10 protein-coding genes and 1 pseudogene are annotated in these 13878 nt (G+C 63.7%); 5 read left to right on the top strand and 6 right to left on the bottom strand.

Going from position 1 to position 13878, the window contains the following annotated elements; genetic code table 11:
* Positions 1-249: 249 nt before the first annotated feature.
* Positions 250-705 carry a hypothetical protein gene (locus EP26_RS35500; protein ID WP_157033818.1) on the bottom strand — a complete coding sequence of 152 codons (456 nt, stop codon included), beginning with the start codon at positions 703-705 and terminating at the stop codon, positions 250-252.
* On the opposite strand from EP26_RS35500, the gene EP26_RS26515 reads away from it, so the two are divergent.
* The 5 genes and pseudogenes from EP26_RS26515 to EP26_RS26535 all read left to right on the top strand — a co-directional run bounded on the left by EP26_RS26515 (position 704) and on the right by EP26_RS26535 (position 8463).
* Positions 704-1648, top strand: a complete 945-nt coding sequence (locus tag EP26_RS26515) for an IS630 family transposase (protein ID WP_043343365.1) — start codon at positions 704-706, stop codon at positions 1646-1648. The genes EP26_RS35500 and EP26_RS26515 overlap by 2 nt on opposite strands.
* 607 nt (positions 1649-2255) lie before the next feature.
* A complete protein-coding gene (locus EP26_RS32545) occupies positions 2256-4976 on the top strand; it encodes a putative bifunctional diguanylate cyclase/phosphodiesterase (protein ID WP_052389721.1) in 2721 nt (906 codons plus the stop codon).
* Positions 4977-5904: 928 nt separating this feature from the next.
* Positions 5905-6859, top strand: a pseudogene (locus tag EP26_RS26525) (IS5 family transposase).
* Between the two features lie 209 nt (positions 6860-7068).
* Positions 7069-7761 (top strand): hypothetical protein, encoded by a 693-nt coding sequence (locus EP26_RS35505; protein WP_157033819.1) that lies wholly within the window; start codon positions 7069-7071, stop codon positions 7759-7761.
* A 21-nt stretch (positions 7762-7782) separates the two neighbouring features.
* Positions 7783-8463 carry a recombinase family protein gene (locus tag EP26_RS26535; protein ID WP_043343352.1) on the top strand — a complete coding sequence of 227 codons (681 nt, stop codon included), beginning with the start codon at positions 7783-7785 and terminating at the stop codon, positions 8461-8463.
* 156 nt (positions 8464-8619) lie between these two features.
* On the opposite strand, the gene EP26_RS32550 is transcribed toward EP26_RS26535, so the two are convergent.
* From EP26_RS32550 to EP26_RS35515, 5 genes are all read right to left on the bottom strand, one after another.
* Entirely contained in the window at positions 8620-10368 is a 1749-nt protein-coding gene (locus EP26_RS32550; RefSeq protein ID WP_157033820.1) for an ATP-binding protein, read from the bottom strand.
* Positions 10317-11003, bottom strand: a complete 687-nt coding sequence (locus EP26_RS35510) for an MHYT domain-containing protein (protein WP_157033821.1) — start codon at positions 11001-11003, stop codon at positions 10317-10319. Before EP26_RS35510 ends, EP26_RS32550 begins: the two co-directional genes overlap by 52 nt.
* A gap of 1226 nt (positions 11004-12229) precedes the next feature.
* Positions 12230-12646, bottom strand: a complete 417-nt coding sequence (locus EP26_RS26560; protein WP_157033823.1) for a hypothetical protein — start codon at positions 12644-12646, stop codon at positions 12230-12232.
* Between the two features lie 311 nt (positions 12647-12957).
* Entirely contained in the window at positions 12958-13548 is a 591-nt protein-coding gene (locus EP26_RS26565) for a GAF domain-containing protein (RefSeq protein ID WP_211259566.1), read from the bottom strand.
* Positions 13549-13729: 181 nt separating this feature from the next.
* The coding region (locus EP26_RS35515; protein WP_043343363.1) for a transposase at positions 13730-13878 on the bottom strand (149 nt) is incomplete at its 5' end.

Below are 13878 nucleotides of genomic sequence, written 5' to 3' on the forward strand. Positions count from 1 at the left end.
CGGGGAGGTTTCCCGCCAGTCCGAGCGCCTCGGCTCCGAGGTCGCCACCTTCCTCACCGGCGTCAAAGCCGCCTGACCACCACCACCACCCAGGGCTGGCCAACTCCGGCCAGCCCTGGGCTTAATCGTTGCAGTCAAGCGTGTGAGTGCCTAAAACGCCCAGCGGCCAGCAGAAGCTGGCCACGATGGCAGGGCTGAATGCCCGAAGCGCTCGTTGAAGAGAACCTCGAACGAGCGCCGCCATCGCTCTTACCCAGAGGTTGCGTCCGGCACCCGTAGCCCTAGCCGTACTGCTGCCGCTTCGAGCAGCGCCACGTCACCTGCCCGCCACTGCTTCCCCGTCATCAGCTTGGTCGCTTCAGCCGGCGACATCCCGATCGCCACGCCGATAGCGGCCGGGGTGGTGATGCCGCGATCATGCAGCGCCTGGCCGACCAGCATCCGCAGCCGGATGGTCTGCAATCGTTCGGCATCTCGCCGGCGGCGCTCTTCGGCTGTTAGCTTCGGCTTGGCAGGCAAATCGCTGAGACACGGGCACATGGCCCACATGGTAGGAGCCACAGCTTCCATTTTCAGCCCGGGCACCGGTGAAAAGGAGCAGTTGCCGCTCGCTAGAGCGGTTTCCTGCCTGACTGAATTGCTTGTGAGCCCGCGAGCGGCAGGTCGGTGATTCAGTGTCGCCTCGGCATAGGGGGCGATGGGCATGTCGAGGGCGCTGTCGGCCGACTTCCGAGAACGCGTGGTGGCGGCGATTGCGGCGGGGTCGTCCTGCCGGGTGGCGGCGGTCCGCTTTGGAGTGAGCGCGGCCAGCGCGGTCCGCTGGGCGGTGCTGTCGCGGCAGGTGGGTTCGGTCGCGCCAGGGCCGCTCGGCGGGGACCGGCGCTCGGCGCAGATCGAGGCGCATGCGGCGCTGATCCTCCGCCTTGTTGGCCAGAAGTCGGACATGACGCTGCGGAAGATCCGGACTGAGTTGGCCAAGACTGGTGTTTCGGCCGGCATCGGCACGCTCTGGCGCTTCTTCGACCGGCGGCGGATGACGCACAAAAAGACAGCGCACGCCGCGGAGAAGGACCGCCCGGGCGTCCTGAGGCGGCGCCGGGCCTGGTTCGAGGCGCAGCCTGACCTCGACCCGGACCAGCTGGTCTTCGTTGATGAGACCTGGGCCTCGACCAACATGGCCCGCACCCACGGCCGGGCGCCCCGGGGCGAGCGGCTGCGGGCCGCCATCCCGCATGGCCACTGGCTGACCACCACCTTCATCGCCGGACTGCGGAACACCGGCATGGTCGCGCCCATGGTGCTCGACGGGCCGATCAACGGCTCGCTCTTCCAGGACTACGTCGAGCAGGTGCTGGCGCCCGAGCTCCGCCCTGGCGACATCGTTGTCATGGACAACCTCGGCAGCCACAACGGCGCAGGCGTGGGGGCCGCCATCGAGGCCGCAGGCGCGAGCCTGCTCTACCTTCCGCCCTACAGCCCCGACTTCAACCCAATCGAGCAGGCCTTCGCCAAGCTGAAGGCCGCGCTCCGCACAGCGGCCGAGCGCAGCCTGGACGGGCTATGGGCCGCCATCGGCCGCATCATCGACACCCTCACGCCAGCCAAGTGCGCCAACTACTTCGCAGCCGCCGGCTATGACGCAGACTGATGGGAAAACGCTCTAGTGAGGTGGTCTCAATCTGCCGGACATTTTGCCGCGACCCTTCTACGGTCAACCCTGGGACACTGCCTGACTGAACGCACTGGCAGAGGCCAAAGTAGCCCAAGCTTGCGCATCGCGGCGTGCCCCGCCGCTCCACGAGCTGTAAGGCTGTTGCTGCGACCATCCTTCCTGCTCTGCCCATATCGGCCCTTGCTGCTTCCCCATGGCAAGAAGACTGCACCTGCGGCCTGACTGGTCAATACGCCGTGCCGTGTTGATCCTCATCCAAGAGTTTGAAGGAACGCGCGTGTGAGCCTGTGCAATTTAGCCAGGAGAGCCATGCTGCCCGCCTCAGGATGCTGATTGGCCACAGCCGATGAAGGGTTTGCGGGACGCAATCAGGCACACGCTCACAATGATTGCTGACTATTGGGTGCTAACATCTGGCCAGGATTAGGCTTAGCCACGAGGCAGGCAAATGCGGCTTAAACGTGTTTTCTTGATTTGCTTCGGGGTTGCGAGTGTACCCGCGTTGGGTTGGTCCGCCTGGACGGCCATGAATGCCTGGGCAGCATGGTCGAATGCCACAGCCGCGGTGCGCGGGGCGGAGGCGATGGGCGATGCGCTGCACCTTGTTGAGGCGCTTTCAGTCGAACGTGGTGCGCTTCAGGAGCGCGCGCTCTCCGTTGGTGCCGGCGTCGAGAATCTGGCGGAGATCGCGCAACACAATGACGCCTTGCTGGACAGGGCGGAGCAAAGCCTGCGCGCAGCGGGGTTACCCGTGGATCCAGCAACCCGCGCACGAGACATCCTCGTTGCTGCGCGCACCCGTGTCGCTGACGGGATCACGCGACCGCTGGCGGAGCGAGATCCGAATTTGGTGCCGGCGATCTTGGCGCAACTTTACGAGCGGCTCGACGCAGTCGAGGCTGCGGTGACTCTGGCGGAGCAGAAGGTGACAGCGGCCAGCGCTTCGGTGGGTAGGCTGGTTGCCGTCGGTAGTCTCGCAGTGGATATGCGCGCCATCGCTGGTCGGCGCAGCAGCCACCTTAGCGGCTGGTTCGGCGGCCGCCCCTTTTCCCGCACCCAGGCCGACGAAGTCATGTACTTGACTGGTAAGCTGCAACAGACTTGGGACCAGTTGCGCCAGCAAGTGGTAGTGCTCGGTGACCCCCCGTCCCTCAGCACCGCAGTGGCTGAGACTCATGACAGGTTCTTCACCAAAGCTGAACCCGTTTACCGAGATCTTGTGGATGTCGCGCGCGCCGGAGACAAGCCACCCCTGACGTTGCCGGACTGGCGCCGCTGGACGATCGCAGCCTTACCTGGAACTCTTCCAGCGCGGGACGCCGCCATTGCCGAGGCGATTACCCATGGCCAAAGGCTAGCCGAGGCCGAGCGCATGCGTTTGGCCGTGGCCGTTACCGCCACTGCGGCCGCTTTAACTCTCGCGGCGGCTGCCCTGTTTGTCCTATTGCGCTCGCTCATACATCCGATTCAGCGACTAACGGCGGCAGTCGCGCAGTTGGCGAGCGGCAACATCGAGGCGACAGTTCCAGGATTGGGGCGTGGCGACGAGATTGGCGCCATGGCCGCGGCGGTCGAAGTGTTCCGCAAAAATGCTCTGGATTTGCGGCAGATCAATCTTCGCTTTGCTGCCGCATTGGAGAACATGTCGCATGGCTTGGCGATGTATGACGCCGAAGAGCGACTGATTGTGACGAATCCCCAGCTGTGCACGATTCTCGGGCTGCCGATCGGCAGCCTAGTGCCTGGCATGACGTTTACTGAAATTTTGGCAATCCGCATCGCCGCTGGCCACTACCCCGGGCGGAGCGTAGATGAGATTTACATTGAACGCCGACACACCTTCAAATCTGTTGAACCTTCTTGCATCGAAGAGGTGATAGACGGCAGGACGATTGAGATTGCATCTCAGCCAATGGTAGGCGGTGGCTGCGTGCTCACGGTCGAGGACATCACTGAGCGGCGTGCGGCGGAAGCCCATATCACCTTCATGGCACACCATGACGCCTTAACTGGCCTGCCCAACCGAGTTCTGCTGCGCAGCCGTCTGAGTGACGCCATTGCTCGGGCCAGTCGGGACGAACTTTGTGTGGTGCTCTACCTGGACCTGGACCGCTTCAAAGAGGTGAACGACACCCTTGGGCATCCGGCCGGGGACGCCTTGCTGCAGTCAGTGGCTCGGAGGCTGGCGGCCGAGCTACGCCAAACCGACTTCGTCGCGCGACTTGGCGGAGACGAGTTCGCCATCATTCAAGCGGGCGCCGAAAAGTCCACCGATGTAGCAGCCCTGGCGCAGCGCTTAGTACGAGCGCTGGCACAACCATTCGATCTAGACGGTCATCAGGTCGTCATCGGGACAAGCATCGGCATCGCCGTCGCACCAGCAGACGGAAACGATCCTGATGCGCTTCTTAAAGCGGCCGATCTCGCGCTTTATCGCTCAAAGGAGAATGGCCGCGGAAGCTGGAGCTTCTTCGAGCATGGTATGGACACTCGGATGCTTGCTCGGCGCAGCCTGGAGATGGGCCTTCGCCGGGCCGTGGCAATGGAGGAGTTTGAGCTGCACTATCAGGCAATTGTGGATCTCGCCTCAGGCGTAGTTTCGGGTTTTGAGGCGCTGGTACGCTGGCGGCACCCGGAGCGTGGTATGGTGCAACCTAACGACTTCATCCACTTGGCAGAAGAGATTGGCCTGATCGTGCCGCTGGGTGCCTGGGTTCTGCAACGTGCCTGTGCTGATGCCGCGAGTTGGGCTTTTCCGCTGAAGGTGGCGGTCAATCTTTCACCCGTGCAGCTTGGCGGCTCAGGGCCTCTTAGCGCTGTTTCAGCGGCCCTGGCGATCTCTGGTCTCGATCCGTCCCGCCTGGAGCTGGAGATTACCGAAACGGCGATGTTGACGGACACCGCTTCGACGCTCGTCAAACTGAAGGAGCTGAAGGAGCTTGGTATCAGCATCGCCATGGACGACTTCGGCACTGGTTACTCGTCGTTGAGTTACCTGCGGCAGTTTCCGTTCGACCGAGTGAAGATTGATCGCTCTTTTGTCCAGGGTCTGGGCAAATGCGCAAAAAGCACAGCCACCTTCAAGGCAGTGGTGGACCTTTGCGCCGCGATGGGAATGGCCATCACAGCTGAGGGTGTTGAGGCCGAAGCGCAGCTCATGGCACTCCAGTCGATATCTGGCATGCAGGCGCAAGGCTATCTTTTTAGTCGTCCCCGGCCAGCAGCAGACGTGCCGCAGCTTTGCCGAGAGTTGGGCGTCGGCGCCGAGGTGCATCATAAGGCGGTTTTCAGAGTTCTCGGGTGAGCTTGGGTGCAACCAGATATAGGCAAGCGGCCTGAAGCAGCGACTGCTGGCAGAGCCGAGCCGATTATAGCGAAGCTCGAAGCGCTAGATCATTTGCCGCCGCTTCCGCATCAACGAGTTGGCCGAAAGGCATGTTCCGGCCGCAGGCCAGGACTGCCAAGCGCGACACCGTACCTGGTCAAGCTGTCGCCCAACCGTGCGTGGCCTAGGGCTGGTTTCATGCCCTGCAATGACATCAGCCGGACGGCACCATCCGCTTTCGTTGTTGCCCGTCTTTGATAGAGATCTACCATGTCGCCGCCATGTGCCCGACTTGCTCGCGCACTATCGTTCTCGGCGTCAAACTGCGACACAGACCATGTGGCGCCCGGGTTCAGTTGAAAGTGGCCTCCGGCAGCTGGGCACCAGAAAGCCGGCAGCAGGAGGGGCGACTATCGGAAACCATGGGCGTCGTGGTTCAGGGTTAGCCGCCCTCATATCCCTGGGAGCTGTCAGCCTTGCCGTTGTCGCGTTTGGGCGCGACGTGTTTGACAGCGTTGACCAGTCCTGGGAACGGATCAGCCTCGCTCACCTGACCGGCGCCAGGTGAGGCAGGCAAGGAGGTTGGTTCGGCAGCCTTAGCGAGATCCGCAGGCGAGATGCTTTGGGGTATCTCCGGCACTGGCTGGCCCGCATTAGGGGTGTCTTGCTGTGGCATGGCCATATCCTTTTTTCGGCGGCGTACGAACGAGCGAGGCACGAATCGGTCGTTCGCCACCGAGTTCCGTTCCATAAGCTCGATCCACCATGCGGGTGGCACAATGAGTGTTTCGGGGTCATGTGTCACGCGGCAGCACTCCCAGCAACTCCAGCCGGGCAGCCATAGCCTCTAGCAGCGCCACATCACCTTCAAACGGCGTTGTTGCAGAAAGCTCGTGGGTGATCGGGCATGAGGAAGGATACGGCGGGGCCTGACCGGAGAAGGAAGCGCTACCGGACCCGGAACTGGCGCGAGTATGATCAGGGCTTGATCGCTCGCGATGACCTGACTGTGTGGTTCTCGCCGGATCTGGCCTGGCAAGCGCCGGAGGGCACGGGCAAGCGGGGGCGGCTTCGGGTCTTCAGTGACACGGCGATCCAGTGCGCGCTGACGCTGAAGGTGTTGTTCCAGTTGCCGCTGCGGGCGGCCCAGGGCCTGGTGGGAAGCCTCATCCGTTTGGCCGGGCTCGGCTTGGCCGGTGCCGCACTACAGCACCCTCTCGCGCCGGCAGAAGAAGCTGACGGTGGTCATTCCCTACCGTACCCGAAGCGAGCCGCTGCACCTGGTGATCGACAGCACCGGGCTGAAAGTGCTGGGCGAGGGAGAGTGGAAGGTCAGCAGGCATGGCGCTGACCGGCGCCGCGTCTGGCGCAAGGTGCACTTGGCGGTCGATGCGGACAGCCATGAGATCCGCGCCGCCGAGATGACCGACCACCGGCACGGTGACGGCGAGATCCTGCCGGACCTGCTGGCGCAGATCCCAGAGGGGGAGAGGATCGCCTCCATCAATGGGGACGGCGCCTACGATACACGGTCCGTCTACAAGGCGTCAGATGCCCGCAAGGCGGCCCTGCTCGTGCCACCACGGCGCAATGGTAAGCCCTGGAAGACCCAGACCACCGGCGCCCCTGAGCGCAACGAGACCCTGCGCACCATCAGGCACCTGGGCCGGCGCCTCTGGAAGCGGTGGAGCGGCTACCACCGTCGAAGCCTCGCCGAGACGGCCATGTCGCGCCTCAAGAGACTGGGCGAACGGCTCGCAGCGCGCGATCCCGCCCGTCAGGTCGCCGAAGTCCAGGTCCGTTGCGCCATCCTCAACACCTTCAACCGCCTCGGTATGCCCGATACCGTCGCTCTCGCCTGATCAAAGCAGGATTGACGGTTGGACCGCGCCTCTCGCCTGAATTGTGCAACAGAGCCGCGTGAACCGGAAGATGGCCGAGCTGTACGGGAAGCATACTGAGGCTCTGCACGGCTGTGCTCTCAAGGAAGCACCGTACCGAACTGGCCGGAGATCCGCTTACGTTGCATGATCGGATCGTCACATGAACCGTCAACGATTGTTGAGGGTATATGTTGCGGCGTTTTATCGCTGCATCGGCATCATCACGCTCGACCGTCTGCATGCGACAAGAAGGCGCAATCATGGATGATGCCGGACACGAAGCCGCCCATAGGTGGCAGGCGGCTCAAAAATGGGCGGGTTTATTCGGGCTGTCGCTCCTCGCCCTCACCTTGAGCTTGTGGCTCATGTGGCGGGCAGCCGAGGAGCACAACGCCGCACTGCGGAAGGCGTTCGAGGCGGCACAGGAGATCGAGGTGGCGCAGCGGCAAGCGCTTGAGACGACGCAACGGCAAGCAGAGGCGTGGCAGGAGGTAGCGCAGCGGGAGGCTGCAGCACAAAGGAGTGCGCGAATCGCGGCAGAAGGTCGGCGATCCACAGCGCGAGCGCCGGAGGTGACGGCGGCGCGTGAGGCGTTGGAAGCAGCACGTCGGGAAGCCGAGTTGCAGGAGGCAGCAGCGCGCCGAGAGATGGCGGTGTGGCGGGAGACTGCCCTAAAGCGTGTTGAGGCACGGTCACCAGATCCACATAAAGGCCAAAGTGACGTGGTTACGGGCATACTGGCTGCAATCACGGCTTTTGCCACATTGGCGACCGGCATGGCTACCGTATTAAACCTCATCATCGGCTGGCGTGCAGGAAGGCGGCAGGCCCAAGAGTTCCAGTTCAAAATTCGGCAGCTTAACATCAGATGCAGGAGCTAGGCGCGAGGAGGGCGGCCCCATATGAAGCGCTTCGTCGCATACCTTCGGTTCAGCACTGATCGCCAGGGCCGCAGTGGGCTAGGTTTAGAAGGTCAGCAAGCGGTGATACAGGACTACGTGGCCAGCGTCAGTGGCTACATCGTAGCCGAGTTCACGGAGACGGAGAGCGGCCGGAAGGTTGACCATCCGAAGCTTGCGGAGGCGCAAGCACAATGCCGGCGGGACGGTGCCACGCTGCTGATAGCTAAGCTTGACCGGCTCGCCCGCAACGTCCACCTCATTACCAGGATGCTGGAGAGTGACGTTCCGTTTGTTGTGGCTGATATGCCCTGGGCAACACCCTTCGAGCTGCATATCCGCGCTGCAGTAGCGGAGGAGGAGGCCCGCACCATCTCCGCCCGGACGAAAGCGGCGCTTGCCGCAGCGAAGGCACGTGGTAAATCTCTCGGCGGAGAGCGGCAGAACGCTTGCGACCTGCGGCCCTACGCGGTGCTAGGCGGCAAGAACAGCGGCGCAGCTCGGGCGAAGAAAGCGGAGCTGCGAGCTGCCGATCTCGCGTTCACCATCCATGAGCTTCGGGTATCAGGTGCCAACACGCTTGCTGCGTTGGCTAGGGAGTTGAACATGCGGCAGATCGGCACCGCCCGTGGCAAGCAGTGGTCGCCCGTGCAAGTCTCACGAGTGCTGGCACGGATTGGATAGGCGCGGGCATGAGGCAGGAAAAGAACTATTGTTCCGGCCCTCATTGACTCGACTATGCGCCACCGAACTTAGCTGATACGGCGCAGAGCGGCCCTTGGGCTTGGTTAAGACAATGGAGGCCGAAGCAAGAATCCGCATAGCCCAAAGCCTACCGGGCTATCTGGCGTTGAGCGAACCAGTCATCCCTCCATCGCCTTCGCTGCGCCAGCACCCCGTACTCATGGTGGCCTGCTCCCGCTGCATTGCCGCCGCGAGCCGAGCCAGCAGCTCCGCTCGCTCGTATGGCTTCGCCAGCACTTCGAACTCGCCAGCATCAGACCCAAGCGCGGTGCGGGTGTAACCCGATGTTAGCAGCACCCCAATCCCCGGCCGCAGCCGCTGTGCCGCCCGCGCGAGTTCAACGCCAGAGGTGCCGCCTGGCATGACGACGTCCGAGAACAGGACATCCACAGCTTGGCTTGTTGTCAGCAGCTGTTCGGCCTCGCGCGCATCCCGGGCGGTCAGCACGCGCCAGCCTGCCTCGCGCAGGACCTCCGCCGTCGCTTCCAAGACTGGGGGCTCGTCCTCCACAACCAGCACCGTTGCTGAGGCAACCGTCACAATCGCTGCTTCGGATGGCCCCGCCTCTGCGCCTGGAGCTATTGCCGCGTCTGCTGCGACCGGAAGATAGATGGTCACCGTGGTGCCGCGGCCTGGTGCGCTGTCGATCAAGACGTGGCCGCCCAGCTGCCGCACGAAGCCGAAGACTTGGCTGAGTCCAAGGCCACTTCCCTTGCCAACTTCCTTGGTAGTGAAGAACGGTTCAAAGGCACGTGCGAGCACCTCGGGTGGCATGCCGTGGCCCGTATCGCGCACCGAGAAGGCAATAAAGGCACCAGGCGCAGCATCCTGATTGGACGCAAGCTCAGAGGCGCCCAGAATGGCCCTGGCAGTACGGATCGCCAGCGTGCCTCCCTGCGGCATCGCGTCACGGGCATTGAGGGCAAGGTTAAGCAGCGCCGCCTGCAGCTGTGTCGCATCGGCGCGGCAGGCCGGCAGGCGCGGCTCGAAGCCGAGCTCGATCACCACTGTCTCACCCACGGCACGCCGGATCAGGGTTGCGGTCTCCTGCAGCAGCGCGTTGGCATCGACCGGCTCCGGGCGCAGTGTTTGGCGGCGCGCGAAGGCCAGCAGGCTCCGGCTGAGCCCGGCGCCGCGACGTACCGCCTGACGTGCGGCATCCAGAAGACGCCTTGCCCGTTCATCCTCGGCTACATGCCGCTCCAGCAGCGAGAGGCTGCCAAGGATCACGGTCAGCAGGTTGTTGAAATCATGCGCAACGCCACCGGTAAGTTGGCCGACCGCTTCCATCTTCTGGGCTTGGCGGAGCGCCTCTTCGGCTTGGCGGTGGGCGGTTACGTCCACCATGCCGCCCAGGGAGTGTAGAAAGCCACCTTCCGCGTCCCGCTGAACCCGAGCGGAGAGGAGCACGGTGATGGAGCGGCCTGATTTCGCTAAGAATCCGTACTCGACATCGCGCAACTCGCCACGGACCAAAAGCGTGGGCCAGTCCCCAGTCTTGCGCTGTTCCACTGAGATTGCCGCCATGAAGTCGGTGAGAGGACGACTGACGACTTCTGCGCGGGCATAGCCCAGCAGTTCAAGCCAAGCGTCGCTGACCTGTAGGATACGGCCCTCCGCATCCAACACATGCAGGGGTAATGGAGTGCTACGGTAGAGGGTGCGGAAGCGCTCCTCGCTTTCACGGAGTGCCGCCGCCTCTCGTTCGGCCGACGCCGCGACCCGTCGATCAAAGAAGGAGGCGAGCAAGGCAAGGGACAGGATGAGGAAGGTCGCCGATGCCACCCCGAGGGCTAGGCCCACTTGGTCCAGGGCTGCGTGGCCCGGAAGTTCAGGCGTGGCCATATCATGGCCATATCATGGCCCAACGGGCTATGCCCGTTGAAGGCTGCCGCCCCCATCCCAGTATAGTGCATGGCCGAGATGGCAAGGCCCATGCAGCTAGCCGCTGCGGCTCGCGCCTTCCCGCTAGCATCGCATGAGGCGAGCCTCAACGCCGCGGTCGAGGCGCCAATCGCGATCATCACCGAGGTTGCAACAAGCAGCGGGTCGTAGGACAGGGTGGCGGGCATCCGCATCGCCGCCATGCCAGTGTAGTGCATGACCGCGATGCCGGTCCCCATGAGCAATCCGCCCAGTGCCAGACGAACCGGCCGGGAACCAGCATCCGAGTCACCTACTACGGCGAAGCCCAAGCCAGTGACCAGTATCGCGAGGGTGAGTGATAACACCGTGAGCGGAAGGTCGTAGGACAGTGGCAATGACATGTTGAAAGCGAGCATCGCCACGAAATGCATGGACCAAATGCCCCCGCCCATGGCGAGGGCTGCGGTGGCAAGCCAAACCCATCGTGTCACTCCTACCGCGGCGCGGATGCGGCCGGCGAGGTCGAGCGCAGTGAAGGAGGCAGTGACCGCGACGGCCACTGACAGTGTGACCAGCAGCGGATCGTGAGCTCCAACAACCACCAAGTCCGCCAACTCCAACTCCTCCCTGCCTCGGCCCGGAGACGATGATCCTAATACCTGTTCGTTGCCGAGTGCTGAACGCCACTTTGTTGCCAGCAGCGGTTAGCGGGCTTGGTCGGCGTTGAAAGTCCTGCCGGCCCAGCCTGTGAGAGGGAGAATGACTTTCGCTCTGACTGCGAGCCCGCCTGAGAGCCAGGACACACCGCCAAGGTAGTGGCTGCCGTAAGATGCTGCAGCTTGCTCCACCTCGGATGCCGCTCACAGCTTCGTCTGCTGACTGCCAAATTTTACAGTGTCACGCTAAGCATTGGCGGGGCCAGGTTTACTCTGCACACCCGAAGCTCCACCCGGGCCGCCCCGCCGCCAAGCCTTTCTATGTGTGCCTAATCCGCGGCGATGGCCGGATTGAAGGATGACGGAGAACGCATGGTACCTTCGGAACAGGCTGCAGCCACAGACCGGCTACGCCGGGCTTTGCTGGCGTTCCAGTCCGCACAGAGCCTGTCCCTGGCCGCCCACCGGCGGCTCAAGACACTGCCACAGTCGGAGGTGGATGCATTCTGGGACGGGCCAGGGCATCGCATCGAGGCGACCATGCGTTCTGCGTCGGCGGAGGTGGTGACAGCCTTCAAGACCTTCTCCGCGGCCAGTCTGGTTGCCGCAGCTGGTGACCGGCACCTCGTCACCGCAGCCCAGAGGTATCTTGCGGAGAGTACAACATGACCTGCCGCTCGCAGGTGCACCCTGACCCAGGGCCGGCAGATGCGGCGGACGTGGTCCGCTTCGCAAGGGTTCGACGTGCGGATCGGCGCCGGCCGGCCGATGATCAGGACCCGTTCCTAGTCGCCCAGGATGCCTACTACGCGTGCTTCGAGGAGGAGGCGCCGCTGATCCTGGCTGTGCCTCCGGACCGGTACCCCGCTCTGATTGCCGCTATGAATGCCGCAATCAAACGTGGGGAAAGGCTATCGCAAGCGGAGGTGTTGCACCTCTCTGAGTTGCGGGCGCCGGCGGCAATGGATGATGCAGACGGGTCTGTCTTCTAGGGGCTGCGACGATTTGGCTAAGACGTATTCTCCAGGCGGCGTCCGGCAGCAGGAATGGTGCCGCGTGCCGTGCCGGATGCTCAGGGGCAAGCCACAGTTGCCGAGCAGAGGGGAATGTCAGGTCGGGTTGCCAGGAGTGGCCCTATCTTCCAGGGGATGCACTCCTTGCCACGTTCCCACGTCGACGCTGGCTTAGCCTGCCCTCCGAGAGCCAACCATGAGGCCCTCCAGGATCAGCCCGCATGTGCGCTCGTGCTCAGATGGGCTTGCGGGCGCAGCACCGCCCAGCTCGGCAATCCGGTTGCCAAGGATGCCGGCGCGGTCGAGGCAGGTCTCAAACGCAGCCTCACTTACAATCCGCGACGTGGCGTAGTCATACGGGTCGCGCAGGTAAGCCCGCATGCGGCGGAGCAGCATCGCCATCTCGCGCTCCGCGGCCTCGATCGTGGGCGGAAGATGGAACTCCTGGCTTGGCCTTCCGCCGGCAGCAGCCATGCCCGTGGCGCGGGCCGCCACCTGTTGCTGCCGCCGGTATCGGCCCAGTGCGGCGAGGAGGCCCGCGACAGGTGCCGCGGCAAGGCCAACCAGGATCCAGAGCGGGTCAGCCACGGCCACGTCCAAGTGCCAACATACGACTTGCGGACCACAAACGGAACACAGCCATTCGCCCGATCCCCTACGGCCGCCCATCTCTGGCGCGAGCACGGATGCTAAAGCGGATCCTATAGTTGCGGACCGAGATTCGGCTGCTCCGCCCGCCCTTCCGGAGTTCGTTAGGTGTTCATCCGAGCGGCCGGACTACTACCCCGCACAGAGGTTTTGAACCGTTGAACGGAGGTCACGTGGATCGTCCGGCGCCCCGGATTGAGGCATTGCGGAAGAGACAGTTCCGGCCCAAAAGTCGATCTTGGGGGTGAGCTCTACCTGCTCCGAGCGGAGGCGGCCTGCACGATATGGCGCAGTTCGATCTCGCGCATCGTCACGGCCGCAAGCATCGTGAGCATGGAGCGGTGCCGCGCGTCCATCGCTGGACGGGGCGCGTAGTCGATGACGCAGATCGTTCCAAGCCGCTCGCCACCTGATGCCGTCAGCGGCACGCCTGCGTAGTAGCGGATGCCGGGTTTGTCCGTGACCAAAGGGTTGGAGCGAAAGCGTGGATCCGCTGCTGCATCCGTGATCTCAAAGAGCCCCGACTGTCGGATGGCGACGCTGCAAAAGGACACGGCCCGAGGGGTTTCACAAACATCCATGCCGACCCGCGCCTTGAACCACTGGCGGTGCTCATCCACGAGGCTTACCAATGCGGTCGGTGCTTGGAGCAAAGTGGCCGCGAAGTGGGCCAGCCGGTCGAACTCCGGCTCGGGTGGCGTGTCGAGTATCTCTGCGCGATGCAGTGCGGTCAGCCGCCGGGCCTCATCATGCGCTTCACGGGTCTCGACGAGCAGCGTGGAGCTCCCAGTTCGGTTAGCGCCACCTTGCAGAGCATCGAGCGTTTGGAAAGGCATGGCCATCTACCTAGCCCGCAACATTCGTGAGGGCGGACGAGCGGTCTGAAATCGCTTCGGTTTCCTCGCTTCAGGGTTGTGCGGTCGCGCGTCGCCATGGCCGGCTTCGGGACCGGTGGTGAGGTGCGGATCGCGGGGCTGGCTGATTGCGGGTCGGAGGATGCGGCCGGGGCATTCGCCCCGGCACTCAGCAAGTCAGGCGTGGCATGCGCTCAAGGGCGAGGCGCAGGACAACCTTGTCCGGACAGGCGCTCGGCAGGTGCAGCATGACCCTGGTCTTCAGCGCGACGACACGGGTGGCGAGCTTGACCAGGCGGAGGCGGAGAGTGTCGAACT

Origin of the sequence: Belnapia moabensis DSM 16746, from assembly GCF_000745835.1 — a bacterium.
GTDB lineage: Bacteria > Pseudomonadota > Alphaproteobacteria > Acetobacterales > Acetobacteraceae > Belnapia > Belnapia moabensis.

Coding starts and splice junctions, on each gene's coding strand:
- EP26_RS26515 (WP_043343365.1), top strand. CDS start 704: ATGTCGAGGGCGCTGTCGGCCGACTTCCGAGAACGCGTGGTGGCGGCG.
- EP26_RS35500 (WP_157033818.1), bottom strand. CDS start 705: ATGCCCATCGCCCCCTATGCCGAGGCGACACTGAATCACCGACCTGCC.
- EP26_RS32545 (WP_052389721.1), top strand. CDS start 2,256: ATGGGCGATGCGCTGCACCTTGTTGAGGCGCTTTCAGTCGAACGTGGT.
- EP26_RS35505 (WP_157033819.1), top strand. CDS start 7,069: ATGTTGCGGCGTTTTATCGCTGCATCGGCATCATCACGCTCGACCGTC.
- EP26_RS26535 (WP_043343352.1), top strand. CDS start 7,783: ATGAAGCGCTTCGTCGCATACCTTCGGTTCAGCACTGATCGCCAGGGC.
- EP26_RS32550 (WP_157033820.1), bottom strand. CDS start 10,368: ATGGCCACGCCTGAACTTCCGGGCCACGCAGCCCTGGACCAAGTGGGC.
- EP26_RS26565 (WP_211259566.1), bottom strand. CDS start 13,548: ATGGCCATGCCTTTCCAAACGCTCGATGCTCTGCAAGGTGGCGCTAAC.